The following is a 23,571-nucleotide window of genomic DNA, read 5'->3' on the forward strand; positions in this document are numbered from 1 at the left end:
GAGGAGATCGTCGTATCCGGCGGTGAGCGGGGGAAATCCGGTTTCCGACGACCTCTGTCGCATCGCGCGCGGCCGTGGCACGATCCCTCAGGCGACCGTAAGTTACTGACGGTAAATCAGTTTGGGGGAAGAGGTATGCGTTCGGGCAAGCGCGGCCTGCTCACGACCGCCCTGACCGTGGTCTGCGCGGTGACCGTCCTTTCGGCGCCCGGCACGGCGTTCGCGTCCGTCGCGCCCGCCCCCACGCAGAAGGCGGCCCCCACGCCGACGGCGACACCCGCACCGGCGGCGACTCCCGCGCCGGACATGGACCTTGAGGAGGTCCGCGAAAAGCTCGACCGGCTCTACCACGACGCGGCCGTGGCCACCGACGCCTACAACGCGGCGGAGGAGAAGGCGAAGAAGCAGTCCGCCGAGATCGTGGCGCTGGCGAAGAAGATCGTCGAGGGCCGGCAGAAGCTGGAGAAGCTCAAGGACCAGGCGGGCGCCGCGGCCCGCGACCAGTACCGCACCGGCGGCCTGTCCTCCAGCGTCCAGTTCCTGCTGAGCGACGACCCGGGCCAGTTCCTCGACGGCGCCGGCCGGGTGATCCAGGGCCAGCAGGCGGCGAAGACGCTGATGGCGGAAAAGGCGCGCACGCAGCGGGACTTGCAGCAGTACGCCGACGACGCCTCCGACCGCTGGCAGCAGCTGGAAGCCAACCGCAAGGCCAAGGCCGCCGCCAAGAAGAAGATCGAGAAGCAGATCGACGCGGCCGAGAAGCTCCAGTCCCGGCTGGAGAAGAAGGAGAAGGAACGGCTCGCCCAGCTGGAGCGGGAGGCCGCGAACAAGGCGCAGACCGCCTGGCTGGACACCGGCGTCCTCGAGGACGTCCACGGCAAGGCCTCCGCGCAGGGCGAGAAGGCCGTGAAGTACGCCACCCAGCAGCTCGGCAAGCCGTACGTGTGGGGTGCCGAGGGGCCGGACTCCTTCGACTGCTCGGGCCTGACCTCCCAGGCCTGGGCGGCGGCCGGGCACCCCGTCCCGCGCACCTCGCAGGAGCAGTGGAAGCAGCTCCAGCACGTCGACGTGAAGGACATGCGCCCCGGCGACCTCGTCATCTACTTCTCCGACGCCAGCCATGTCGGGATGTACATCGGCGACGGCGCGATCATCCACGCCCCGCGCCCCGGGCGCACGGTGACGATAACGGGCGCCGGCTCGATGCCGATCCTGGGCGTCGTACGACCGGACGCGTGAGCGCGCCACGGCAGCCGGCCGGCCACGCGGCCGGTGCCGGACGTGCCATGTGCCCGGTGCGGGACGCACCGTGGACCCGGTGACGTGCGTCATGTGACCCACCGCACGGCCAACCCCCGCCCAAACGCACGCAGGACGTGAGCTTCGTCATCCCGCCCGGGCCGTCACCGTGTCCAACTGCGGTACAAAACGCGGCATATGACAGCGGCGGGACCCGGAGCGACGCGGCTCACACCATTCCATCGGGGCGGCCACAGCCGCTATGGTCCCGGTCGGTGGGTCGAGACCCCTCGACGCCGCCGTGCCCTCGGGGGGAGGGAAGGAACCCAAGACGATGCCCGTACCCGTACCGCGGCAGAGAGCGATCCCGGCCGTGGAGAGTGGTCAGGCGCAGGCCGCCCGCACAGCCGGCGGCCCCCTCAAGGAAGAGGCCCACCGCGACGCCACGCCCGTGAACGGCACCGGCGCCACTCTCACCCTGCTGCTGATCGAGGACGATCCGGCCGGCTCGCCGATCGTGCCCGACCTGCTGGACTCGGCCGGCAAGCCGATCCGCGTCCGCACCGCCCGCAACCTCACCGAGGCCGAGCGGCTGCTCACCGACGACGTCCACTGCATCCTGCTGGACCTGGCGCTCCCGGCGCCGGGCGGCAGCGACACCGACGACGAGCTGGCCGTGCTCAAGCACGTCCTCCAGCTCGCGCCCCGGCACGCCGTGCTCGCGCTGACCGCCTCCGGCGACGCCGAGCGCGGCGCCGAGGCCGTGCGCGTGGGCGCCCAGGACTACCTCTTCCGGGACGAGCTGGACGGCCGGCTGCTCAGCCGTGCCATCCGGTACGCGGTGGAGCGCAAGCGGTCCGACACGGCCGAGCGCCGGCTCGCCGAGGGCAGGCTGCGCGCGCAGGAGAACCGCCGCCTGGAGCGCGGCCTGCTGCCGACCCCGCTGCTGGAGGGCTCCTCGCTGCGCTTCGCCGCGCGCTACCGCCCGGGCCGCTCCCGGGCGCTGCTCGGCGGCGACTTCTACGACGCCGTCCGCACCCCCGACGGCACCGTGCACGCCATGATCGGCGACGTCTGCGGGCACGGCCCGGACGAGGCCGCGCTCGGCGTGGAGCTGCGCATCGCCTGGCGGGCGCTGACCCTGGCCGGGCTGTGCGGGGACGAGCTGCTGAACACCATGCAGCAGGTGCTGGAGCACGAGCGGGCCGACGAGGAGATCTTCGCGACGCTGTGCACGGTGGACATCGCCCCCGACGGCCGCCGGGCGGGCCTGTGCCTGGCCGGCCACCCGGCCCCGCTGATCGCCCGCCCGGGCCGCCCGGCGCGGCTGCTGCCGTACGACAACAACGGCCCCGCGCTCGGGCTGCTGCCCGGCGCCCGCTGGCCGCGGATGCAGGTGGAGCTGGGCGCCGAGTGGAGCCTGATGCTCTACACCGACGGCCTGATCGAGGGCCGCGTCGGTGAGGGCGGGGAGCGGCTCGGTCAGGACGGCATGCTGGAGATGATCCGCCGGCAGCTCTCCGAGGGGCTGCGGGGCGAGCAGCTGCTGCGGGCCGCGGTGAGCGAGGTGCGGGACCTCAACGGGGGTGAGCTGACCGACGACGTCGCGGTGGTGCTGCTGGATCGGACGGCGTGAGCGGGACCTCGCCGTAGGGGTTCGGTGTACCGAACACAGCCCCGCGCCCCTTCGGGGGCGTCAGCGACCCCCGTTGTACGGGCCGTACGGGCCGTCGCTGCTGCTCCCCCGGCGGCGGCCCCAGCCGCGGCCGCCGCCCACCTGCTGGAGGGCGGGGCGGACGTCGACGATGTAGACGATGCTCGCGACCGCGCCGGCGATGGGGAGGATCGACAGGAGCGAGAACAGGTAGCTGACCACGAGCGCGATGCCGAGGATGATCAGCCAGAAGACCTTGTTCTGCTTGTCGGCCGCGCGGAAGGCGTCCTCGCGCCGGAACGCGGCGTCGAACAGCCCGAACGCGGCCAGGGCCATCAGAATGATCTTCAGGATGCCCATGAATCCCGCGAAGCCCAACATCAGCATGCTGTCCACCGCCCGTTGATTGCCGGTCCTGCTACGCCGCCACCGTACCCATAGAACGGGCCGGACACCCCAAAGGTGCCCGGCCCGGACCCGTATCGTCGGCCATGGTCACTTGGCCGGCGGGACGGTCTTCTTCACGGTGGTGGTCTTGCGCGGGGCCGGAGCCTTCTTCGCCGCGGGCTTTGCGGCGGGCCCGGCGTCGGCCTCGGCCGGCTTCGGCTCGTCGTCCTTGGCCTGGACCGGCTCGGGCTTGCCCTCGACGGCGATCGCCAGTTCCTCGATCTCCTCGGCGGCCTCGCCGCGCCAGGTCTTCACGGCCTGCTCGCCGTGCTCGGCGACCCGCTCGTAGGTCTCGCGGGCCTTGACGGCGTACTCGGCGGCGACGCCGACACTGCGCAGGGCGAGGTCCTGGGCGGTCTCGCCGAGCTTCTTCAGGTCGACGTCGAGAGTGCCGATGAACCCGGTGACCTTGGCCTGGAGGGTCTCCTGCGCCTCCTTGGCGCGGGCGGTGGCCTTCTCCTGCACGGCCTTGGGGTCGGTGTTGCGCACGGCCTCGATGCGGGCCGGCGCCTCGGCGCGCAGCTGCTCGACCAGGGCCGGCACCTTCTTGGCCTGCTGAAGCGCCAGGTTGGCGGTACCGGCGGCGAAGTAGAGCGGAGTCGGGTCGCTGAGGGTCTTGCGCAGGTCGTCGGTGATGGCCATGGTGAGGGTCCTCCCGGATCGGATTCGCGTTCGGCTGGGTTGGTGTGGTCCGCGGCGGGCGTCCGGAGCCCTGGTCCGGCTTATCCGGCCGTCCGCCGCGGACCGGCGTCCGTGTCACTTCCTGCGGCATCGCCCGCGCCGGCCGCAGGGCCGCCGTCGCCGGGCCCCTGGTCCGCGGCCCCGTCCCCGTCCTCGGCGCCGCCCCGGAATCCGTTCTCCTTGCGGAAGGAGTCGTAGATCTGGAGCAGCACCTGCTTCTGCCGCTCGTTGAGGGACGGGTCGGCGAGGATGACCGCCCGGGTCTCCACGTCGTCCCGGTCCCGCTCGGCGTCGAGGATGCCGGCGCGGACGTACAGCGTCTCGGCGGAGATGCGCAGGGCCTTGGCGACCTGCTGGAGCACCTCCGCGCTGGGCTTGCGCAGCCCGCGCTCGATCTGGCTCAGGTACGGGTTGGACACCCCGGCGGCGTCGGCGAGCTGCCGCAGCGACAGCTGGGCGTTCCGCCGCTGTTCGCGCAGGTACTCACCGAGATTGCCGACGTTCAGCGATGCCATGCCTCCACCATGCCCCACCCGCGCTAACAATTGCAAGCATCCTGCTTGCAAGAGTGTGTCGAGGGTCGGGGAAGCGTCGGTAACAGGGTGCGGGAAGTGTCAGGAACGGAGAAGCGCCCGCGCCGGGAGCGCCGCTACGGTGACCCGCATGGACGACGCCATCGCACAGCACGCCGCCGACCGTCACGACCTGATCCGTGTGCACGGGGCACGCGAGAACAACCTCAAGGACGTCAGCGTCGAGATCCCCAAGCGCCGGCTGACGGTGTTCACCGGGGTCTCCGGCTCGGGCAAGAGCTCGCTGGTGTTCGACACCATCGCCGCCGAGTCGCAGCGGCTGATCAACGAGACGTACAGCGCATTCGTCCAGGGCTTCATGCCGAACCTGGCGCGGCCCGAGGTCGACGTCCTCGACGGTCTGACCACCGTGATCAGCGTCGACCAGCAGCGGATGGGCGCCGACCCGCGCTCCACGGTGGGCACCGCCACCGACGCCAACGCGATGCTGCGGATCCTGTTCAGCCGCCTCGGCAAGCCCTACGTCGGCCCGCCCGGGGCGTTCGCCTTCAACGTGCCCTCGGTCTCGGCGTCCGGTGCGATCAAGGTCGAGCGCGGCGCCAAGAAGGCGGAGAAGGTCACCTTCAACAAGGTCGGCGGCATGTGCCCGCGCTGCGAGGGCCGCGGCTCGGTCTCCGACCTCGACCTGACCCAGCTCTACGACGACAGCAAGTCGATCAACGAGGGCGCCTTCACCATCCCCGGCTACACCGGTGGCGGCTGGAACTCCCGGCTGTACGCGGAGTCCGGCTTCTTCGACCCGGACAAGCCGATCCGCTCGTTCACGAAGAAGGAGCTGCACGACCTCCTGCACCGCGAGCCGACCCGGATGAAGATCGCGGGCATCAACATGACCTACGAGGGTCTGATCCCGCGCATCCAGAAGTCGATGCTGTCCAAGGACAAGGAGGCGATGCAGCCGCACATCCGGGCGTTCGTGGAGCGTGCGGTCACCTTCGCCACCTGCCCGGACTGCGACGGCACCCGGCTCGCCGAGCACGCCCGCACCTCGAAGATCGGGGACATCTCCATCGCGGACGCCTGCCGGATGGAGATCAGGGACCTGGCCGACTGGGTGCGCGCCCTCGACGAGCCGTCGGTGGCGCCGCTGCTCACCTCGCTGCAGCAGAGCCTCGACTCGTTCGTGGAGATCGGGCTCGGCTACCTCTCGCTGGACCGGCCCGCGGGCACGCTGTCGGGCGGTGAGGCGCAGCGCGTCAAGATGATCCGCCACCTCGGTTCCTCGCTCACCGACGTCACCTACGTCTTCGACGAGCCGACGGCGGGCCTGCACCCGCACGACATCCAGCGGATGAACGGCCTGCTGCTGCGGCTGCGGGACAAGGGCAACACGGTGCTCGTCGTGGAGCACAAGCCGGAGGTCATCGCGATCGCCGACCACGTGGTGGACCTCGGCCCGGGCGCCGGTACGGCGGGCGGCACGGTCTGCTTCGAGGGCACCGTCGAGGGGCTGCGGGCCAGCGGCACGCTCACCGGGCGGCACCTGGACGACCGGGCGGCGCTGAAGGAGACGGTCCGCAAGCCCACCGGCGCGCTGAAGATCCGCGATGCGCGGGCGCACAACCTCCAGGGCGTCGACGTCGACATCCCGCTCGGCGTGCTGGTGGTCGTCACCGGGGTCGCCGGCTCCGGCAAGAGCTCGCTGGTGCACGGGTCGATCCCGGCCGGCGAGGGCGTGGTCTCGGTCGACCAGGCGCCGATCCGCGGCTCGCGGCGCAGCAACCCGGCGACGTACACCGGGCTGCTCGACCCGATCCGCAAGGCGTTCGCCAAGGCCAACGGCGTGAAGCCGGCGCTGTTCAGCGCCAACTCCGAGGGTGCCTGCCCCACCTGCAACGGCGCCGGGGTCATCTACACCGACCTGGCGATGATGGCCGGGGTCGCCACCACCTGCGAGGACTGCGAGGGCAGGCGGTTCGACTCCTCGGTACTGGAGTACCGGCTCGGCGGCCGGGACATCAGCGAGGTGCTGGCGATGCCGGTGACGGAGGCCGAGGCGTTCTTCGGCGACGGGGAGGCCCGTACGCCGGCCGCCCACCGGATCCTGCGGAACATGGCCGACGTCGGACTCGGGTACCTCACCCTCGGCCAGCCGCTCACCACGCTGTCCGGCGGTGAGCGGCAGCGGCTGAAGCTGGCCACGCACATGGCCGACAAGGGTGGCGTCTACGTCCTGGACGAGCCGACCACCGGTCTGCACCTCGCCGACGTCGAGCAGTTGCTGGGCCTGCTCGACCGGCTGGTCGACGCCGGCAAGTCGGTGATCGTCATCGAGCACCACCAGGCGGTCATGGCGCACGCCGACTGGATCATCGACCTCGGCCCCGGCGCCGGCCACGACGGCGGCCGCGTGGTCTTCGAGGGCACGCCGGCCGAGCTGGTCGCTGGGCGGTCGACGGTCACCGGGGAACACCTTGCGGAGTACATCGGCGCGTGACGCCTCCGGCGGGTGCGGGTGCGCTGGTGCGGGTGCGTGGGGGCTGGTCGCGCAGTTCCCCGCGCCCCTTCAGGGGCCATCGGCGCGTGACGCCTCCCGCAGGGGGCCCGGGTGCGGGTGCGTGGGGGCTGGTCGCGCAGTTCCCCGCGCCCCTTCAGCGGGCCATCGGCGCGTGACGCCTCCGCAGGGGCCCGGGTGCGGGTGTGTGGGGGCTGGTCGCGCAGTTCCCCGCGCCCCTTCGGGGGCCGGTGGTCGCGCCCACGCGGCGGAGTCGCGCGTCGGACACCGCTCCCTGCCCCTTCGGCACGCCGGCCTGCCCCCCGCCGGAGGCGTCACGCTTCAGAACGGCAGCGGCCGGGTGTGCACCACGTCCAAGCGGGACACCGCGCGGGTCAGCACCACGTACAGGCGGTGCGCGCCGCGGGGCTCCGCCTCGGCCACGGCGGCCGGTTCCACGGCGATGACGTGGTCGTACTCCAGGCCCTTGACCGCGCTCGCGGGGACGAGGGTCAGCCGGGCGCCGAGTGCGTCGGGGCCGGCCGGGTCGAGGCCGGCGTCGGTGAGCGCCGCCCGGACCCGGTCGGTGTCCGCGTCGGCCGTGACCACGCCGACGGAGCCCTCCCGGGCGAGGGCCTCGCGGGCGGCGGTCACGGTGGTGCCGAGCAGGTCGTCGGTGGGCCGGAGGGTCGACTCGCCGTCGCTGCGCAGGGAGGTGGCGGCGGGTACGGCCACGTCGAGCCGGGCGAGCAGCCGGTTGGCGAGCTCCAGGACGGCCGCGGGCACCCGGAACCCGGTGGTCAGCGGTACCACGGCCGCCTCCGGCCGGCCGAGGTGGCGCAGCTGCACGGACCAGTCGCGGGCGGCCCACGGGGTGGTGCCCTGGGCGAGGTCGCCGAGGACGGTCAGCGAGCCGAACACGGCCCGGCGGGCGATGGCCCGGCACTCCATCGGCGAGAGGTCCTGCGCCTCGTCCACGACGAGGTGGCCGTAGCCCTCGGGGTGTTCGACGAGCCCGGCGAGTTCGTCCAGCAGGACCAGGTCGGCGGGTGACCAGCGGGCCGACTTGTAGGAGCGCGGCGGGCGCGGCCACAGCAGCGCCGCCTGCTCGTCGGGGTCCAGCAGGCCGTCGGCCGATCGGGCCAACGCGTCGGCGTCGGTGAGGAGTTCGGCGAGGATCTCCTCGGGCCGGACCTTCGGCCACACGGCATCGAGCTGCTCGGTGAGCGGCCGGCAGCGCTCGACGCGGCGCACCCAGGAGGCGGGCAGCACCCCGGAGCGCCGTTCGGCACGGTCACGCAGCCGCCGTACCACCCGGGTGCGCACCCGCTCGCGCCCGACGGCGTACGGCGGTTCCTCGGCGCGTACCTCCGCGACGATCTCGGCGAGTTCGCCGGCGGGCACCCGCCAGCGGTAGGAGCCGTCGGGTACGGCGAGGTCGGTCACGCCGTCGGCGGTCACGCGCGCGTACAGCGCCCGGCGCAGCACCTCGGCCATGCGCGGGTCGTGTTTGACCACGGCGGTCCGCACCGGGTCGGTGCCGGTGGCCGGGTGGCGGGCGATCTCGTCCAGCAGCGTGGACTGACGGACGCCGGTCTCGCCGAGGGAGGGCAGCACCTCGGCGATGTAGGAGAGGAAGGTGCGGTTCGGGCCGAGGATCAGCAGACCGGAGCGCTGGAGCCGCTTGGGGTGGGTGTAGAGCAGGTAGGCGGCCCGGTGCAGGCCGACGGCGGTCTTGCCGGTACCGGGGGCGCCCTGCACGCACACGGAGTCGGCGAGGGCGGCCCGGACGAGGTCGTCCTGCTCGGGCTGGATGGTGGCGGCGATGTCCCGCATGGGTCCGACGCGGGGCCGCTCGATCTCGCGGGCCACGATGTCGCTGGTCCGGGACTCGCCCCGGGCCAGGTGCTCGTCCTCCAGGCCGGTGAGGCCGGCGGAGTCGCCCCCTGCGCCGGGCGCCCAGCCGAACCGGCGCCGGACCGCCACGCCCTGCGGGTCGCGGGCGCCGGCCTGGTAGAAGGCGCGGGAGACGGGGGCCCGCCAGTCGACGACGAGCGGCGGGGCGGCCGGGTCCTCGGTGATCCGCACGCGGCCGACGTGGTAGCTCTGGCCGCCGTGTGCGGGGTCGTCGTCGGCGAAGTCGAGCCGGCCGAAGAACAGCGGGCCGGGCGGGAGTTCGCGCAGGGCCTTGGCCTGGCTGCGCAGCCGGTGGCCGAGGACTTCGGCGTCGGCTCCGGAGGCGGAGACGTCCTCGCCGATGACGACCTGTTCGGCGGCGCCCTCGACCATGGCGGCGAGGGCCGTACGGCAGGTGTCGTGGTAGGCGCGCTCGGTCTGCAGGGTGTCCTTGAGGGCGGAGTCGAGTGACGTCATGCCGCCAGCGTACGGCAGATATGTAACCGAGTTAAGTTTTTAACCGAGTCTCACAAAACTCTCCGGAGCTCCGGCAGTCCCTCCGCCAGCCGCCGGAACGCCCGCTCGGCCGCCCGTACCGCCTCCGGCGCCACGGTCTCCACGGGCTCGCCCGCCGCGATCCGCCGCCAGTTCTCCTGGGCGAGGATCCGCTGGACGGCGATGATCTGCCCGGCGGCCAGCCGCGCCTCCAGACCGCCCCCGAGTGCTTCGGCGAGCGCCGCCTCGGACCGCTCCACATGGGCGTACGCCCGCGCCACCAGGGCCGGGGTGCCGTAGAGCAGCCGGTGGAAGGCGAGCACCTGCGGGTGGTCGTTCAGGCCGGTGACCGGGTCGCGCCGGTCCAGGCCGGCGAGGAAGTTCCGGCGCAGCGCGTCCACCGGGTCGGCCGCACCGGCCGCCACCCGCGCGGCCTCCGTCTCGTGGTCCGCGATCCGGTGCAGGACCAGGTCCTCCTTGGCCGGGAAGTACCGGAAGAGGGTCGGCTTGGAGATCCCGGCCGCGGCGGCGACCTCCGCCACGGACACCGCGTCGAAGCCCCGTTCCAGGAACAGCCGTACGGCGGTGTCCGACACGTCCTGGTACATCCGCTGCTTCTTGCGCTCGCGCAGGCCCATCTCACCCATGGGGCGAGCCTACGCAGCACCGCCCGGCACCGGCGGCCAGGCCAGGTCCGGACCGCCGCGCCGCCGGGACGACAGGCCCAGCGAGGCGGTGGCGGCGGCCAGGGTCATGGCGTACGACTCCACCGCGCGCCGCACGTTGGGCGCGTCCAGGGCGGTACCGGTGACCAGGCGGTCGAGGTCGACGTAGGCCGAGCGGACCAGCTCGGTCCAGCGGTACACCCGCCAGTCCCGCTGCCAGCCCTGGGTGAAGCGCGGGGCCAGCCGGGCCTCCCAGCGGCGGAACATGCGGTCCCGGATCTCCGGGCGGGTCGGGGTGAGGTGCATGTGCCGGACCAGGTCGTACAGCGGGTCGCCGATCAGCGCCATCTCCCAGTCGATCAGGGTGAGCGGCGGGCCGTCGTCGCGGCGCACCAGGTTCCACGGGTTGAGGTCGCCGTGCAGCAGGGCGGGGTCGCGGGGGGTGACCCGGTGCCGGGCGAGGATCTCGCGCAGCCGGGGCGCGTCGGGCAGCCCGAGGAAGCGGGCCAGCTGCTGGGACTCCTTGGGCAGGCCGGCGACCAGCGCCACCAGCTGGTCGCTGAGCCGGGCGTAGAAGCCGGGCGGGCCGCCGAGCGGGTCGAGCGGGGCGTGGTCGACCAGGGTCAGCGCGGCCAGCTGGTCGACCAGGCAGTCGGCCTCGTGCGGCCGGAGCCCGTCGACCGGGTGCTCGGGGCGGCGGCCGAGGTCGGCGGTGCCCTCGTAGGTGTGGACGGCGAAGCGGTCCCCGCGGTAGCGCAGGCGGGGGTCGGTCGCGTGGCTCTCCCCCAGCGCCAGCACCCGGGGCGCCGCCACCGGCACCCCGGACCGCTCGATCGCCCGCAGGACGGCGTGCTCGCTCAGGAAGCCGGTCTCGCGCCGCAGGACGACGGTCGCCTCGCGGCGGACGACGACCGGGAACGGGGTGCCGGGCACCCGGAGCACCGTGTTCAGGTGCGCGGCACCCTTGAACACCCGGCCGGCCGGGGCGGCGCCCTCCAGGAACAGCGCGTCGGCGACGGCGGAGCGGGGGAAGTCGGGGTGCTCGGGGACGCGCCGGTCCGGTCTCCAGCCGATGACCCGCTTGCGCGGACTGCCCGACGCCCCGCGCCGGAACAGGATCCGCTCGATCTCGTCCGGCGCGGGCACCCGGCCCAGCTGCAGCGGCCCGGCGGCGGCGCGCAGGGCGTCGCGGACGGTGGCCGTGGCCTGCTGGAGGCGCTCCCGGCCGAAGGACTCCTCCAGCGAGCGCGCGGCCCGGACCACGTCGGCGTACAGGGACCGGGCGTGCTCGAAGGCGAGGTAGTGCCTGAGGTCCCGGTGCAGGCCGGCGGTGGCGGCGGGCCGCACCCGCTGGACGGCCTCGGCCCAGGCGTCGACGACCTCGCGCCGCTGGTGCTCGGGGTAGCGCATGCGCACCAGGTGGACGGCGAGGTCGTGCAACGGGTCGCCGTACCCGGCCAGTTCCCAGTCCACGCAGTGCAGCGGCGCGGTACCGGCGGCCGGCAGGACCAGGTTGCCGCGGTGCAGGTCGCCGTGGAGCAGCCCGTACGGCCGCCGGGTCATCGCCGGGACCCGGTCGGCGAACCGCGCCAGGGCGTCCTCGGGCACGCCGAGGGCGGTGAACAGGCCGCCGTAGCGGTGCCGGTTGGGCCGCCGGATCTGCTGGTCGGCGAGGTGGGCCAGGGTGCGCAGGAAGCCCTGGGAGTCGGTGTGGTTGCGGGGCCGGTGGGCGGGCAGCGGCGGCAGGGCGCCGCCGCGCACCTGGGCGATGGCGGCGAGCAGCTCCGCCAGGTCCTTCAGCAGGGGCCCGTCGACCGGCTTGCCGGGACCGCAGACGTCGGCCAGGACGGCGCCGTCCACATAGCTGTGGACGGCGTATCCGGGGCCCTCGGCCAGGCACTCCGGCACCTGCGGGAGCACCCTGCGCACCGCCCGCAGGATCTCCGGCTCGCTGGGCCAGGTGCGGATCACCACCGGCACCGCGTCCGGGCGCGGCACCCGCACGGTCACCAGGGTGCCCGGCTCCCGGCCCAGCAGCCCGGCCAGCGGTTCGGTGAGCGGCACGACGTGGTTGCGGTGGTGGAAACCCCCGCTCGCCCGGCCCGCTACGACGGCACGGGCCACGAACTCCCGGACGACGGCGTCCCTCCGGGCGGCACGGGGAACAGGCGGTGCGCCCACTGGCCGCTCCGGGGTCGATCGCGCGAAAAAGGACGGGTCGGGAGGCCAGTCGAGCAGCCGCGCGGGTGGTCCGCCACTCGTCTGTGCCGGGCGGGCGCCCGAGGACGGCTCGTCGCCGCTCCCTGCGCACGGGGATACGCACGCGTCACAGAGATGCGCGTGCTCCGAGCGATGACTCGGACGAGCGAATGCTAGCCGACCGGACGCCCCCTCCGGAGCAGCCGCAACAGCGGCTCCAGGGTCCGTACGACGTGTCCGGCGCCGGCCGCGCGCAGGTGCTTCTCCTTGCCCTCGTTGCGCGCATAGCCCAGGAAGGGCACCCCGGCCGCACGGGCGGCCGTCAGGTCCGCGAGGGAGTCGCCGATCATCAGGGCGGCGGCGGGGGCGGCGCCCATCGCGCTCAGGGCCCGGTTGAGGCAGTGCGGGTCCGGCTTGAGGTGGTGCAGCTGCTCGGTACGGCCGTACAGGTGAGGGGCGAAACAGTCGGCGGTGCCGCGGGATTCGAGGTAGCTGCGGGCGGCGCGGGGCGAGTTGTTGGTGGTGACGGCCAGGCGGGCGCCGACGGCGGTCCAGGTGCGGATGAGCGGGTCGGCGTAGGCGGTCGGCAGCGCGGAGGCGGCGGCCCGCAGCTCCTCCTGGGTGAGCCGTTCCTCCAGGCCGGCGACGAGGTCGCTGCCCGGTCGCCGGCGGCCCACGGCGCGCAGGACGACCTGCGGGTCCAGCGTCTCCCGTTCGGTGTCGGTGAGCAGCCCGCGCAGGCCCTGCCGCTCCAGCCAGTCCACCAGGTCGGCGGCCACCCGTTCGGCCCGGTGCCGGGCGAACAGCCGGCAGATCGGTCCGTCGAAGTCCCACAGCACGAACCGGGCGGGTGTGATCAGTTCCCGAAGCTTTTCGTTCTCGCCCGCATCAGAAGTCGCAGCAGAAGTCGCATCAGAAGTCACTAGGAGAGTGTCAGGTCCGTCGTGATGGTTTCCCAGAGGGCGTCGAACCACATCTGCGACTGCTCCACGAACGCCGCGTCCCGCTGCCCGGCCCGCTCCTCGAAGGAGAAGAGCAGGGATTCGGAGCCGAGGGTGTCGTACATCTCCAGCGTTCCGCTCTCGGTGGGCTCCGCGCGGCGCGTGATCATGTAGTACGCGTACAGCGCCTCCGCGCCGTTGAGCAGGTACAGCTTGGCCGGCGGGGTGAACGGCAGGGCCCGGAAGGTGACGTGGACGTCGATGTCGTGGGTGCCGCGCAACGCCTGGAGGTTGTACTGGAGCACCTGCCCCTGGGCGTTGCGCATCGCCAGCCACCGCTGGTGGACGGTGTCGTCGTCGCTGCCGGCGTCGACCGAGACCGGGAAGGCGAGGTTGATGTCCCGGGACGGCAGCAGGATGCGGACGTCGATCCGCTCGGGCCGCAGCCGGCCGTCGTGGATCAGGCGCAGCGGCTCGCCGAGGGCCGGGATCAGGCTCTGCGCGGTCAGGCAGACGGCGTCGATGCGCACGTGCGGCACGGAGAAGGCCTGGATCAGCCGGGGGGCGAGGGCCACCATGGTCGGCTGCGGCTCCTCGCGCGCGGGGGCCGGCTCGGCGACCCGGGGCGGGCTGCCCTTGCTGACGTTGCTGAGCAGGCCGTCCTCCTGCAACACCCGCAGGGCCTGGCGTACGGTGCCCCGCTCCACGCCGAACTCCTCGGCCAGTTCGGCCTGGGTGGGCAGCCGGTCACCGACGCGGAGGACACCGGTGCGGATGCGTTGGCGCAGGGTGTCGGCGATCTGCTGGGGCGTGAGCCTTCTGCTGCCGTTCACTGCCACGGGCTGTGCCACGTTCTCCTGGGTCACGACCAAACGCTACAACCCTGATCCATCTACCGGGAGTTGTTGAGAAGTTGTTTGTGGATGTCGGCCAAGTGGGCACAACTTAACCAGAGTTGGTTGCCAACTTGGTCAAGTTGGCAGACCGAAAGGGGGAACGTCCATGCCTGTCCTCGCGCTCCTCTCCGCCCTCTTCGTCGTCGGCTTCGAGCAGCTGGTCGAGTGGAGGTTCGGAGCAGCCGGCATCGTCGGGCTGCTCCTGCTGACCGTCGGCATCAAGGCCGGGAACCCGGCCGTCAGCTCCGTCGGCGCGGTCCTGCTGGCGGTGCTCCTGGCCGGCCCCGCGCTATAGCGTCAGCACCAGGTCCGAGCTGATCGTCTCCCACAGCGCGTCGAACCACAGGCGGGACTGCTCCACGAACGCCGCGTCCCGCTGCCCGGCCCGCCCGTCGAAGGCGAACAGCATCGACCGGGTGCCGTCGGCGTCGTACAGCTCCACGTGCTCGTGCCCGATCTCCCGCTCCCGGCGGCCCAGCGTGTAGTACGCGAACAGCGCCTCGGAGCCGTTGAGCAGGTACAGCTTCACCGGCGGGGTGAAGGGCAGCGCCCGGAAGGAGACCTGGACGTCGACGCCGTGCGTGGTGCGCAGGGCCAGCAGGTTCTGCCGCAGCACCAGGCCCTGGGCGTTGCGCTGGGAGAGCCAGCGCCGGTGCAGCAGACCGCCGTCGTCGGCGCCCACCGGGGTCGGGAAGGCGAGGTCGATGTCCCGGCTGGGCAGCAGCAGCCGGACGTCGATCTTGGCCGGTTTCAGCCGTCCCGCGTGGATCTGCCGCAGCGGATCGCCGACCGCCAGGGTGAGCGAGACGGAGGTCAGGCAGAGCGCGTCGATGCGCACGTGCGGAGCGGCGAAGGCGGCGGCGATGCGCGGGGCGAGGCCCACCATGGTGGGCTGCGGCGGCGCCGGGGGTCCCGCCGGGGGACGCGCGGCCCCCGGTACGGCGGCCACGGTGGCGGGGCTGCCCTTGGAAACGTCGGTGAGCAGATGCTCCGACTGCAGGATGCGCAAGGCCTGCCGCACCGCGCCGCGTTCGACACCGAACTCGCGGGCCAGCTTGGCCTGGGTGGGCATGCGCTCGCCCGGCCGCAGCACACCGGACCTGATCCGGCTGCGGAGTTCGTCGGCGATCTCGCGGTGGGACGAACGGTGCCGCTGGGGCTTCGTCCGCCCACTGGCGGAGGCGTGCTCCGGGTCCACGGACAAACACTACAACTTCCCGCCAACTTGCGGCAGTTCCGCGGCAGCTGGTTATAAGCCGCATCCCACCGGAGATAAGTACAGTGAAGTTGGCAGCCAACTTGGCCGACATGGTCGAGCTTCCCAGTGGTTGGCCGACCGGGTTCCCTTCCGGAGGGGAGCCGGGAGCCCGGACAGGGGGCGGCCACCGGAGCGCACAGTCACAACTGAACAGCGACATCTGAATACCGACAGTGCACAGCCACAACTGAACAGCACGCTACGGATGAACAGCACGCGGAAGGGAACGACCGGGCGCCGCCTCCGAAGAGGCGGCGCCTTCTCACGTGCCCGGGGCCCGCCCCTGTCACATCAACAGGTCGTCGACCTGCGCCTCGCCCTCCCGGTACCGGCGCGCGATCTCCCCGCTGCAGTCGTCGGCCGTCCGCTGCAACCGCTGGCGGCACCGCGAGACCTGCTGCTCGTAGCGCACCAACCGCCCCATCGCGGCGCTCAGTTCCAGATCGGTACGGGCCGTCAGGTCGGACAGCTCCACCTCGCCGAGCATCTCGGCGGCCAGCCGCCGGTACTCCTCGTTGTGCGGGGTGCCGAGCGTGACGTGGCGGGCCGAGGAACGCTGCCGGGCCGGGGCGTCCTTCAGGATCTCCGGGAGCCGGTCGACCACTGAGCCGTCCGCCGGCGCCGGCACGGACGCCCGGCCGCGCCGGCCCAGCTCCGCGCGCAGGATGTCGATCCGCCCCTGGAGCAGCCGCCGCACATAGCTGAGGTCCGCCTCGTCCCGCTGGGCGTCGCGGCGCAGCGCGCGCAGCTCGGGCAGGCTCAGCCGGGCCAGGTCGTGCTCGGGAGGCTCGGCGGGCGGCGCCGGGTCCGCGGAGCCGTCGGCGCGCTGCGCGGGCGGCCGGCACGTCCCCTGCGTCCCCAGCCGCCCGCTGGTACTCGGTGTGCTCATCTGCTTGTGACCGTCCCCTCGACCGGCGTGTGCAAGCATCGTGCCACCCCAACCGGCCGCAATGTGACCGAGTGCCCCCGAACGGCCCTAGATGGGAAGTAACAGATCCATATTGGACCCCGTGCGGGCGAGTGCGAGGCACCGGGCATGATGGTCCGCATGCGTGCGGTGGTGCAGAGAGTGGACGGCGCGAGCGTCGTCGTGGACGGCGAGACGGTGGGCACGATCGAGGGCGAGGGCCTGTGCGTCCTGGTCGGAGTCACCCACGAGGACACCAAGGAGAAGGCGGCCCAGCTGGCCCGCAAGCTGTGGACGGTCCGCATGCTGCACGACGAGAAGTCCTGCAGCGACATCGCCGCCCCGCTCCTCGTGATCAGCCAGTTCACCCTCTACGGCGACGCCCGCAAGGGCCGCCGCCCCACCTGGAACGCGGCGGCCCCCGGCGACGTCGCCGAACCCCTGGTCGACGAGGTCGTGTCCCAGCTGCGCGCCCTGGGCGCGACGGTGGCGACGGGCCGCTTCGGCGCGCAGATGAGGGTGTCACTGACGAACGACGGGCCGTTCACGGTGCTGCTGGAGATCTAGGGCGTCCGCGGCCGCACGGCCACGGCCACGACTACGGCTCGACCACCGTCTCCTGGGCCGCCGCCGTCTCCCCGGCCAGGAGGCGCGCGTCGACCGGGACGTTCCGCTTCACCAGGGCCAGGGCCACCGGGCCCAGCTCGTGGTGCCGTACCGACGTCGTCACGAAGCCGATCTTGCGGCCCTCGGGGCCCTCGTCGGCGAGGCGGATCTCGGTGCCCGGCACCGGCAGGTGGACCTCGCTGCCGTCCAGGTGCAGGAAGACCAGCCGGCGCGGCGGCTTGCCCAGGTTCTGCACCCTGGCCACGGTCTCCTGCCCCCGGTAGCAGCCCTTCTGGAGGTGTACGGCCGTGCCGATCCAGCCCAGCTCGTGCGGGATGGTGCGGTGGTCGGTCTCGAAGCCGAGCCGGGGCCGGTGCTGCTCGACGCGCAGCGCCTCGTAGGCGAGGAGCCCGGCGGCGGGCCCGTGCCCGGCGGCGAACTCCTCCAGCTGCTCGCGCGGCAGGAACAGGTCGCGGCCGTACGCCGTCTCGCGGACGACGACCCCTTCGGGGACGTCGGCGATGGAGCCGGCGGGCAGGTGCACCACGGCGAAGTCACCGGTGCGGTCGGCGACCTCGACCCGGTAGAAGAACTTCATCGATTCCAGGTACGCGAGCAGCGCGTCCTGGGTGCCGGGCTCCACGTGCGCCCAGACGGTCGTACCGTCGTCCACCAGGTACAGGGCGTGCTCGATGTGTCCGTGCGCGGAGAGGATCAGGGCCTCGGTGGCCTCGCCCGCGGGCAGTTCGCTGACGTGCTGGGTGAGCAGGAGATGCAGCCAGCTCAGCCGGTCGTCCCCGGTGACGGTGAGGACACCGCGGTGGGACAGGTCGACGAATCCGGTGCCGTCGGCGAGGGCGCGCTGCTCGCGGAACAGGTCGCCGTAGTGGGCGGCGACGCCTTCGTCCACGCCCTCGGCGGGGACGGCGCCGGGCAGGGACAGCAGGGGGCTCTTCATACCGCAAGCCTACGTCGTGGTAGTTGAACTCTTCAGGGAACAGTCCTGGCACCGGCCGAAGATCGCGAAATGCTTCATGTCGGTGTCGAACCCGAACTGCTGCCGCAGCTTCGCCGTGAACTCCGCGGCCACCTCGACGTCCGCCTCGATCACGTTCTCGCAGTCCCGGCACACCAGGTGCAGATGGTGGTGGCGGTCGGCGAGGTGATAGGTCGGGGCGCCGTGCCCGAGGTGGGCGTGGCTGACCAGGCCCAGCTCCTCCAGCAGTTCCAGCGTCCGGTAGACGGTGGAAATGTTGACCCCCGACGCCGTCTTCCTCACTTCCACGAGGATGTCGTCGGGGGTCGCGTGCTCAAGGGTGTCCACGGCTTCGAGGACAAGCTGCCGCTGCGGCGTCAGCCGATAGCCGCGCTGCCTGAGGTCGCTCTTCCAATCGGTGCTCACCACACCGGAAAGTCTAGAGCCACCGGGCGGCGGACCCATGTGGAGAACGGGTGAGGGGCCTACTTGAAGAAGGCGATGCCGTCGTCCGGGAGGTCGTCGGGGAGGGCCTTCGCCCAGCGCTCGACGTCCTCGGGGGTGACGACCTTCTTCAGCTGGGCCGACATGTAGGGGCGCAGCGCGACCTCGGGGGTCTGCTTCTCGCCGACCCACATCAGGTCGCTCTTCACGTAGCCGTACAGCCGCTTGCCGCCGCTGTACGGCCGCGCGCCGGGAATGCGGGCCACGGCGTCCGTCACCAGGTCGATCTGCGGCTTCTTGTCGGCCATCTCGCCGTACCAGATCTCGATGACGCCGTCGTCGCGGGTCAGCGTCACCTCGACCTTGCGGTCGGCGTGGATCCGCCAGAAGCCGGACTCCGACTCCAGCGGGCGGACCTTGTTGCCGTCCTTGTCGAGCACCCAGGTGCGGGAGTGGTACTCCAGGAAGTCCCGGCCGTCGTGGGTGAAACTGACCTCCTGCCCGAAGTTGCACTTCTCCGAGCCAGGGAAGTCGTGCACGCCCGCGCCGGCCCAGTTGCCGAGCAGAAAGGCGAGCGGGACGAGGTCCTTGTGGAGGTCGGACGGGATCTCGATCATGAGCGACAGCTTTCCTGAGGGGTGGGTCAGCGCTGGCCCTGGTACAGCTTCTTCACGGTCAGGTACGCGAAGGCGAGCACGCCGACGCAGACCAGGACCAGCAGGGTTTCGAAGAAGATCTCCACGGGTGCTCCTTGAGCGAGGGTGAGCGAACGACAGAGCCGCAGCCCAGCTTACGCGGCCGGGACCGGGCGCTCCGTGCCAGGGCGGGGGCTCTCCTCGCGAGGGGCGGCGGCGCCGGGGACTACGCTTCCCGCATGGCGAAGAAGCTCGTGATCAAGGTGACGGCCGGGGCGGATGCCCCTGAGCGGTGTTCGCAGGCGTTCACGGTGGCCGCGGTGGCCGTGGCCAGCGGGGTCGAGGTCTCGCTGTGGCTGACCGGGGAGTCGTCCTGGTTTGCGCTGCCGGGACGGGCCGCCGAGTTCGAGCTGCCGCACGCCGCACCGCTGCCCGACCTCCTCGAGTCCGTCCTCGCCGGCGGGCGCATCACGCTGTGCACCCAGTGCGCCGCCCGCCGGGAGATCACGGAGAAGGACGTCATCGAGGGCGTCCGGATCGCGGGCGCGCAGGTGTTCGTACAGGAGTCCCTGGCGGACGACACCCAGGCCCTTGTCTACTGAGTACCGGCCCTCGTCGGGGTCTCGGGCGGCACGGTCGTCTCGTCGGCCCTACGGCCGGGGGCGTTTCCTGCCGTCCAGTTCGTCCCACCACTCGTCGGACTCAGGGTCGCCGGAGGGGTCGTCCCACCAGCGGTCGTCCGGGCCCCGGCGGTTGGCGATCATCGCGGCGACCGGCGGGATGACCATGGCCACGACGCACATGCCGACGGCCGCCGGCACGGACCACAGGCGCACGACTGCCCACGCCAGGACGAAGAGTCCGATGCAGGTCCCCATCATGGCGAAGTAGATGTGCCGGCGCCGGGCGTACACAAGTCCAGGGTAGGACCGGCGAGCCCTGTCACAACTGATCCACAAATCCGCACCGGCCGGCTCCGGCAGGGTTACCGTGGCGTATCCGTACCGGATTCCGAACACCGTCGCCGACCGGGGGAACCAACCACATGCGCGCCCTGCGAATACTCCTGATCATCGTCGTGATCCTGGGCGGCCTCTTCGTGATCGTGGACCGGGTCGCCGTGCACTTCGCCGAGGGCGAGGCCGCGGACAAGCTGAAGGCCAACGAGAACCTGGCCTCGACCCCGGACGTGGACATCAAGGGCTTCCCGTTCCTCACCCAGGTCGCGGGCGGCTCCCTGGACGACGTCGAGGTGAGCATCAAGGACTACCAGGCGGCCACCGGCAAGGCCGGCCAGACGATCCGGATCGACGATCTGGAGGCCGACATGAAGGGCGTCGAGTTCTCCGGCGACTACAGCTCCGCCACCGCGTCCACCGCGACCGGCACCGCGACGGTCTCCTACGCCGAGCTGCTGAAGACCGCCAAGGCCGAGCCGACCGAGGTGGCGCCGGGTGTCACCGCCCGGATCGTCGGCCTCTCAGACGGCGGCAACGGGAAGATCAAGGTCGCGGTGGAGGGGACCGTCTCGTCGCTCGGGCTCAAGCAGACCGTGTCCGTGCTCAGCTCGGTGAGCGTGGTGAACAACAAGGTCGAGGTGCACGCGGACTCGCTGCCCAAGCTGGGCGCCGCCGCGATCGCCGAGGACCGCATCCGCGAGATCACCGACTTCCAGCAGGCCATCGACCAGCTGCCCGGCGGCATCAAGCTGGACAAGGTGCAGGCCGCGAAGGACGGCGTGGACATCAGCGTGAAGGGTTCGGACGTCAGGCTGGCGGGGTAGAAGCACGGCTGGCGGACGACGATCGTCCGACTGGCGAGACGATCACGTCCGTACCGTAGATGCGATGACCCGAGCGAGCGCCCGGAGGCCGTCACCGGCCCCCTGGGCGCTCTTCTTGTTCCGCCATTCGGACGATCGCATCTCGCCATGTGACACACCGGTGACATGCCCGCCCGGACGTCCCTACGATCGACCGCATGAAGCGACAGGCGGATCTCACGAAGCGGCGGGCAGTGGACCTGTGCCGCGTTGCCGCCATGCTCTGTCGCCCCTTCTGAGCGGAAGCCCCGGCTCCCGCGTCTCACCCCGCCCTGCTGCCAGGGCATCCGTGCGCCGCTCGAGCCCCGAGTGCGCGCCCCTCTCTACTCGCACGCCCCGCCGCGACTGCCCCGGAGGAGAAAGAGCATGAGCCGCAGCGACGTCCTGGTCGACGCCGACTGGCTCCAGGAGCACCTGGACGACCCGACCATCGCCATCGTCGAGGTGGACGAGGACACGTCCGCCTACGAGAAGAACCACATCAAGAACGCGATCCGCATCGACTGGACCAAGGACCTCCAGGACCCGGTCCGCCGTGACTTCATCGACCAGGAGGGCTTCGAGAAGCTCCTGTCGGAGAAGGGCATCGCCAACGACCACACGGTGATCCTCTACGGCGGCAACAACAACTGGTTCGCGTCGTACGCCTACTGGTACTTCAAGCTGTACGGCCACGAGAACGTCAAGCTGCTCGACGGCGGCCGCAAGAAGTGGGAGCTGGACGCCCGCGAGCTGGTCGCCGGCGACGAGGTGCCGGAGCGCCCGAAGACCGACTACCAGGCCAAGCCGCAGGACACGTCGATCCGCGCCTTCCGCGACGACGTCGTCAAGGCGATCGGCTCGCAGAACCTGGTCGACGTCCGCTCGCCCGACGAGTTCTCCGGCAAGCTGCTCGCCCCGGCCCACCTCCCGCAGGAGCAGTCGCAGCGCCCGGGCCACGTCCCGACCGCCCGCAACATCCCGTGGTCGAAGAACGCCAACGACGACGGCACCTTCAAGTCGGACGAGGAGCTGAAGGAGCTCTACGCCGAGGAGAACGTCGACCTCGCCAAGGACACGATCGCCTACTGCCGCATCGGTGAGCGCTCGGCCCTGACCTGGTTCGTGCTGCACGAGCTGCTCGGCGTGGAGAACGTCAAGAACTACGACGGCTCCTGGACCGAGTACGGCTCCCTCGTCGGCGTGCCGATCGAGCTCGGCGCCAACAAGTAAGTCCCGACCGACCTTTTCCCTAGGAGTTGCACATGTGCGGAGCGAAGGCCGGTGGCCCCGACGCATCGACGATCAAGCCCGGTGAGACCACGATCCAGGGCCAGGTGACCCGCGACGGCGAGCCGGTGGTCGGCTACGTCCGACTGCTCGACTCGACCGGCGAGTTCACCGCGGAGGTCCCCACCTCCGCGACCGGTCAGTTCCGCTTCTACGCGGCCGAGGGCACGTGGACGGTGCGCGCGCTGGTGCCCGGCGCGACCGCCGACCGCACGGTCGTCGCCCAGAAGGGCGGCCTGGCGGAGGTCGCCATCGCGGTCTGAGTGAGGCCTTGACGCGGGCTCTGTGACGGCTGAGGGCCGCATCCCCTGGGTTGGACGCCAGTGGGGGTGCGGCCCTTCGGCTCTCCTCGGCTGCCCTCGTCTTCGACGCGGGCGCGCCTAGCCCAGCGCCCGCCCCAGTACCCACACCACCGGTGCCGCCGCCGACAGCGGCAGGGCCACGCCCGCGGTGAAGTGGACGAAGCGGGACGGGTAGTCGTAGGCGGCGACCCGGTGGCCGATCAGGGCGCACGCCCCGGCGGCGGCGCCCAGCAGCGCGCCCTTCGTGCCGAAGTCGGTCATGCTGCCCGCCGCGATGCCCGCGCCCGCCGCCGCCAGCAGGGCGACGACGACCGAGGCCGGGGTGGGCAGGGGCAGGGCGCGGGCCAGGACGGCGACCGCCACCGCCGCCGCGCCCACCGAGACCGCGTGCGGGTCGGCGGCCAGGTAGCCCGTGGCCAGGACCGCGAGCGCCGCCGAGGTGACCGTGGCCATCAGGCCGTACATCCGCTCGTCCGGCGAGGCGTGGGAGCGCAGCTGGAGGACGAGGGAGAGCAGGACCCAGAGGCCGAGCGGTCCGAGGATGGCGACGAGGGTGTGGTCCCGGCCGGCCGCGAGGACGGCCACGTCGGCCGTGAGCGCGCCCGCGAAGGCCAGCGCGATGCCCTGCCGGGCGGGCCACATGCCGTTCAGCCGGAACCAGCCCGCGGCCGTCACCGCCTGGAGCAGCACGAGCGGTACGACGAGGGCGTACGAGGCGATGGGGGCCGTCGCGGCCAGCAGCAGGCCCAGGACGGCGGTGAGCAGCGCCGGCTGCATGCCGGGCTCGATGATCGGGGAGCGGCCCTCCAGGCGGGCCCGCTGGGCGTCGGTGATGCGGGTGTTGCCGGCGACGGTGGCGGGGCCGTAGGAGGGCTCGCCCTCCGCCGGTTCAGCCGCCGGAGCAGGAGCCGGTGCGTACGCTCCCGCGTACGGGTCCGCGTGCTGCTGAGGCTGCTGGTACGGCTGTTCGTACTGCTGCTGGTACTGCTGCTGGTAGTGCTGGTGCCCCTGCTGCTGTTGCTGCCCCGGCAGGTAGGCCGTCTCCGCCTGCACCGGCGCGTGGGTCTGGGTCTCCCAGGTCTGGCCCTGCCACTGCTGGGTCGGTTCCGGGTCGTGGCCGGGCCCGCCGTGGTGCGGATCCTGTGTGGGCCACTGCTGCTGGTAGGGGTCGTAGCCCTCGTAGGGGCCGCCCTGGTACGGCTGGTCGGTCAT

25 protein-coding genes are annotated in these 23,571 nt (G+C 72.1%); 10 read left to right on the forward strand and 15 right to left on the reverse strand.

What is annotated here, in order from left to right; translation table 11 throughout:
• The first annotated feature begins 135 nt into the window (after positions 1-135).
• Together ACIP4Y_RS20050 and ACIP4Y_RS20055 are read left to right on the forward strand one after the other, a co-directional pair.
• Complete coding sequence (locus ACIP4Y_RS20050) at positions 136-1,239, forward strand: NlpC/P60 family protein (RefSeq protein ID WP_401395029.1); 1,104 nt, start codon at positions 136-138, stop codon at positions 1,237-1,239.
• A gap of 334 nt (positions 1,240-1,573) precedes the next feature.
• Complete coding sequence (locus ACIP4Y_RS20055) at positions 1,574-2,875, forward strand: SpoIIE family protein phosphatase (RefSeq protein WP_358640316.1); 1,302 nt, start codon at positions 1,574-1,576, stop codon at positions 2,873-2,875.
• 60 nt (positions 2,876-2,935) lie between these two features.
• Here ACIP4Y_RS20055 and ACIP4Y_RS20060 read toward each other — a convergent pair whose 3' ends face one another.
• From ACIP4Y_RS20060 to ACIP4Y_RS20070, 3 genes are all read right to left on the reverse strand, one after another.
• Positions 2,936-3,280, reverse strand: a complete 345-nt coding sequence (locus ACIP4Y_RS20060; RefSeq protein ID WP_358640314.1) for a DUF2516 family protein — start codon at positions 3,278-3,280, stop codon at positions 2,936-2,938.
• A 108-nt stretch (positions 3,281-3,388) separates the two neighbouring features.
• On the reverse strand, positions 3,389-3,982 hold the full coding sequence (locus tag ACIP4Y_RS20065) for a hypothetical protein (protein ID WP_401395032.1): 594 nt from the start codon (positions 3,980-3,982) through the stop codon (positions 3,389-3,391).
• Between the two features lie 80 nt (positions 3,983-4,062).
• Positions 4,063-4,536, reverse strand: coding sequence for a helix-turn-helix domain-containing protein (locus ACIP4Y_RS20070; protein ID WP_401395035.1), 474 nt, complete (start codon positions 4,534-4,536; stop codon positions 4,063-4,065).
• 148 nt (positions 4,537-4,684) lie between these two features.
• Between ACIP4Y_RS20070 and ACIP4Y_RS20075 the strand changes: the two genes are divergently transcribed.
• Entirely contained in the window at positions 4,685-7,051 is a 2,367-nt protein-coding gene (locus tag ACIP4Y_RS20075) for an excinuclease ABC subunit UvrA (RefSeq protein WP_358640308.1), read from the forward strand.
• Between the two features lie 339 nt (positions 7,052-7,390).
• Here the strand turns inward: ACIP4Y_RS20075 and ACIP4Y_RS20080 are convergent, their stop codons facing one another.
• From ACIP4Y_RS20080 to ACIP4Y_RS20100, 5 genes are all read right to left on the reverse strand, one after another.
• Positions 7,391-9,421, reverse strand: a complete 2,031-nt coding sequence (locus tag ACIP4Y_RS20080; RefSeq protein ID WP_401395039.1) for a HelD family protein — start codon at positions 9,419-9,421, stop codon at positions 7,391-7,393.
• A gap of 50 nt (positions 9,422-9,471) precedes the next feature.
• Complete coding sequence (locus ACIP4Y_RS20085; RefSeq protein WP_401395042.1) at positions 9,472-10,086, reverse strand: TetR family transcriptional regulator; 615 nt, start codon at positions 10,084-10,086, stop codon at positions 9,472-9,474.
• Positions 10,087-10,095: 9 nt separating this feature from the next.
• Complete coding sequence (locus ACIP4Y_RS20090; protein WP_401395045.1) at positions 10,096-12,285, reverse strand: phosphotransferase family protein; 2,190 nt, start codon at positions 12,283-12,285, stop codon at positions 10,096-10,098.
• Positions 12,286-12,476: 191 nt separating this feature from the next.
• Positions 12,477-13,226, reverse strand: coding sequence for an HAD family hydrolase (locus ACIP4Y_RS20095; RefSeq protein ID WP_401395048.1), 750 nt, complete (start codon positions 13,224-13,226; stop codon positions 12,477-12,479).
• Complete coding sequence (locus ACIP4Y_RS20100) at positions 13,226-14,116, reverse strand: winged helix-turn-helix domain-containing protein (RefSeq protein ID WP_358640298.1); 891 nt, start codon at positions 14,114-14,116, stop codon at positions 13,226-13,228. The genes ACIP4Y_RS20095 and ACIP4Y_RS20100 overlap by 1 nt, the downstream gene beginning before the upstream one ends.
• A 130-nt stretch (positions 14,117-14,246) precedes the next feature.
• On the opposite strand from ACIP4Y_RS20100, the gene ACIP4Y_RS20105 reads away from it, so the two are divergent.
• Entirely contained in the window at positions 14,247-14,435 is a 189-nt protein-coding gene (locus ACIP4Y_RS20105; RefSeq protein ID WP_358640296.1) for a hypothetical protein, read from the forward strand.
• Here the strand turns inward: ACIP4Y_RS20105 and ACIP4Y_RS20110 are convergent.
• On the reverse strand, positions 14,430-15,338 hold the full coding sequence (locus ACIP4Y_RS20110) for a winged helix-turn-helix domain-containing protein (protein ID WP_401395053.1): 909 nt from the start codon (positions 15,336-15,338) through the stop codon (positions 14,430-14,432). The two genes, ACIP4Y_RS20105 and ACIP4Y_RS20110, sit on opposite strands and share 6 nt — an antisense overlap.
• A gap of 346 nt (positions 15,339-15,684) precedes the next feature.
• Positions 15,685-16,287, reverse strand: a complete 603-nt coding sequence (locus ACIP4Y_RS20115) for an aerial mycelium formation protein (protein WP_401395056.1) — start codon at positions 16,285-16,287, stop codon at positions 15,685-15,687.
• 159 nt (positions 16,288-16,446) lie between these two features.
• Between ACIP4Y_RS20115 and dtd the strand changes: the two genes are divergently transcribed.
• Positions 16,447-16,872, forward strand: coding sequence for a D-aminoacyl-tRNA deacylase (gene dtd, locus ACIP4Y_RS20120; RefSeq protein WP_401395059.1), 426 nt, complete (start codon positions 16,447-16,449; stop codon positions 16,870-16,872).
• A 31-nt stretch (positions 16,873-16,903) separates the two neighbouring features.
• Here the strand turns inward: dtd and ACIP4Y_RS20125 are convergent, their stop codons facing one another.
• The 3 genes from ACIP4Y_RS20125 to ACIP4Y_RS20135 are packed head-to-tail and all read right to left on the reverse strand — an operon-like array spanning position 16,904 to position 18,948.
• The gene (locus ACIP4Y_RS20125; protein WP_401395062.1) at positions 16,904-17,869 is read right to left on the reverse strand and encodes a YgfZ/GcvT domain-containing protein; all 966 of its coding nucleotides are present in this window, start codon (positions 17,867-17,869) and stop codon (positions 16,904-16,906) included.
• Between the two features lie 9 nt (positions 17,870-17,878).
• Positions 17,879-18,316 carry a Fur family transcriptional regulator gene (locus ACIP4Y_RS20130; protein ID WP_053710135.1) on the reverse strand — a complete coding sequence of 146 codons (438 nt, stop codon included), beginning with the start codon at positions 18,314-18,316 and terminating at the stop codon, positions 17,879-17,881.
• Positions 18,317-18,372: 56 nt separating this feature from the next.
• Complete coding sequence (locus ACIP4Y_RS20135; protein WP_358640286.1) at positions 18,373-18,948, reverse strand: FABP family protein; 576 nt, start codon at positions 18,946-18,948, stop codon at positions 18,373-18,375.
• Positions 18,949-19,205: 257 nt separating this feature from the next.
• Here ACIP4Y_RS20135 and ACIP4Y_RS20140 point away from each other — a divergent pair, with 257 nt between their 5' ends.
• Positions 19,206-19,568: a DsrE family protein gene (locus tag ACIP4Y_RS20140; RefSeq protein ID WP_401395066.1), complete on the forward strand. Its 363-nt coding sequence runs from the start codon at positions 19,206-19,208 to the stop codon at positions 19,566-19,568.
• A gap of 48 nt (positions 19,569-19,616) precedes the next feature.
• On the opposite strand, the gene ACIP4Y_RS20145 is transcribed toward ACIP4Y_RS20140, so the two are convergent.
• Positions 19,617-19,880 carry a DUF3099 domain-containing protein gene (locus tag ACIP4Y_RS20145; RefSeq protein ID WP_401395069.1) on the reverse strand — a complete coding sequence of 88 codons (264 nt, stop codon included), beginning with the start codon at positions 19,878-19,880 and terminating at the stop codon, positions 19,617-19,619.
• Positions 19,881-20,011: 131 nt separating this feature from the next.
• Here ACIP4Y_RS20145 and ACIP4Y_RS20150 point away from each other — a divergent pair, with 131 nt between their 5' ends.
• The 4 genes from ACIP4Y_RS20150 (at position 20,012) to ACIP4Y_RS20165 (ending at position 22,320) form a co-directional block, all read left to right on the forward strand.
• Entirely contained in the window at positions 20,012-20,749 is a 738-nt protein-coding gene (locus ACIP4Y_RS20150) for a DUF2993 domain-containing protein (protein ID WP_358640280.1), read from the forward strand.
• A 197-nt stretch (positions 20,750-20,946) separates the two neighbouring features.
• Entirely contained in the window at positions 20,947-21,027 is an 81-nt protein-coding gene (locus ACIP4Y_RS20155; protein ID WP_350751515.1) for an Ms5788A family Cys-rich leader peptide, read from the forward strand.
• A 127-nt stretch (positions 21,028-21,154) separates the two neighbouring features.
• Entirely contained in the window at positions 21,155-22,000 is an 846-nt protein-coding gene (locus tag ACIP4Y_RS20160; protein ID WP_358640278.1) for a sulfurtransferase, read from the forward strand.
• A gap of 32 nt (positions 22,001-22,032) precedes the next feature.
• Positions 22,033-22,320 (forward strand): DUF1416 domain-containing protein, encoded by a 288-nt coding sequence (locus ACIP4Y_RS20165; protein WP_358640276.1) that lies wholly within the window; start codon positions 22,033-22,035, stop codon positions 22,318-22,320.
• 117 nt (positions 22,321-22,437) lie between these two features.
• Here the strand turns inward: ACIP4Y_RS20165 and ACIP4Y_RS20170 are convergent, their stop codons facing one another.
• A complete protein-coding gene (locus ACIP4Y_RS20170; protein ID WP_401395073.1) occupies positions 22,438-23,571 on the reverse strand; it encodes a hypothetical protein in 1,134 nt (377 codons plus the stop codon).

Source organism: Streptomyces sp. NPDC088810, assembly GCF_044750305.1.
Classification (GTDB): Bacteria; Actinomycetota; Actinomycetes; order Streptomycetales; family Streptomycetaceae; genus Streptomyces.

Bases quoted from the DNA above. Each gene is read 5' to 3' on its own strand.
- ACIP4Y_RS20050 (WP_401395029.1), top strand. From the start codon at position 136: ATGCGTTCGGGCAAGCGCGGCCTGCTCACGACCGCCCTGACCGTGGTC.
- ACIP4Y_RS20055 (WP_358640316.1), top strand. From the start codon at position 1,574: ATGCCCGTACCCGTACCGCGGCAGAGAGCGATCCCGGCCGTGGAGAGT.
- ACIP4Y_RS20060 (WP_358640314.1), bottom strand. From the start codon at position 3,280: ATGCTGATGTTGGGCTTCGCGGGATTCATGGGCATCCTGAAGATCATT.
- ACIP4Y_RS20065 (WP_401395032.1), bottom strand. From the start codon at position 3,982: ATGGCCATCACCGACGACCTGCGCAAGACCCTCAGCGACCCGACTCCG.
- ACIP4Y_RS20070 (WP_401395035.1), bottom strand. From the start codon at position 4,536: ATGGCATCGCTGAACGTCGGCAATCTCGGTGAGTACCTGCGCGAACAG.
- ACIP4Y_RS20075 (WP_358640308.1), top strand. From the start codon at position 4,685: ATGGACGACGCCATCGCACAGCACGCCGCCGACCGTCACGACCTGATC.
- ACIP4Y_RS20080 (WP_401395039.1), bottom strand. From the start codon at position 9,421: ATGACGTCACTCGACTCCGCCCTCAAGGACACCCTGCAGACCGAGCGC.
- ACIP4Y_RS20085 (WP_401395042.1), bottom strand. From the start codon at position 10,086: ATGGGTGAGATGGGCCTGCGCGAGCGCAAGAAGCAGCGGATGTACCAG.
- ACIP4Y_RS20105 (WP_358640296.1), top strand. From the start codon at position 14,247: ATGCCTGTCCTCGCGCTCCTCTCCGCCCTCTTCGTCGTCGGCTTCGAG.
- ACIP4Y_RS20115 (WP_401395056.1), bottom strand. From the start codon at position 16,287: ATGAGCACACCGAGTACCAGCGGGCGGCTGGGGACGCAGGGGACGTGC.
- dtd (WP_401395059.1), top strand. From the start codon at position 16,447: ATGCGTGCGGTGGTGCAGAGAGTGGACGGCGCGAGCGTCGTCGTGGAC.
- ACIP4Y_RS20125 (WP_401395062.1), bottom strand. From the start codon at position 17,869: ATGAAGAGCCCCCTGCTGTCCCTGCCCGGCGCCGTCCCCGCCGAGGGC.
- ACIP4Y_RS20135 (WP_358640286.1), bottom strand. From the start codon at position 18,948: ATGATCGAGATCCCGTCCGACCTCCACAAGGACCTCGTCCCGCTCGCC.
- ACIP4Y_RS20140 (WP_401395066.1), top strand. From the start codon at position 19,206: ATGGCGAAGAAGCTCGTGATCAAGGTGACGGCCGGGGCGGATGCCCCT.
- ACIP4Y_RS20150 (WP_358640280.1), top strand. From the start codon at position 20,012: ATGCGCGCCCTGCGAATACTCCTGATCATCGTCGTGATCCTGGGCGGC.
- ACIP4Y_RS20155 (WP_350751515.1), top strand. From the start codon at position 20,947: ATGAAGCGACAGGCGGATCTCACGAAGCGGCGGGCAGTGGACCTGTGC.
- ACIP4Y_RS20160 (WP_358640278.1), top strand. From the start codon at position 21,155: ATGAGCCGCAGCGACGTCCTGGTCGACGCCGACTGGCTCCAGGAGCAC.
- ACIP4Y_RS20165 (WP_358640276.1), top strand. From the start codon at position 22,033: ATGTGCGGAGCGAAGGCCGGTGGCCCCGACGCATCGACGATCAAGCCC.
- ACIP4Y_RS20170 (WP_401395073.1), bottom strand. From the start codon at position 23,571: ATGACCGACCAGCCGTACCAGGGCGGCCCCTACGAGGGCTACGACCCC.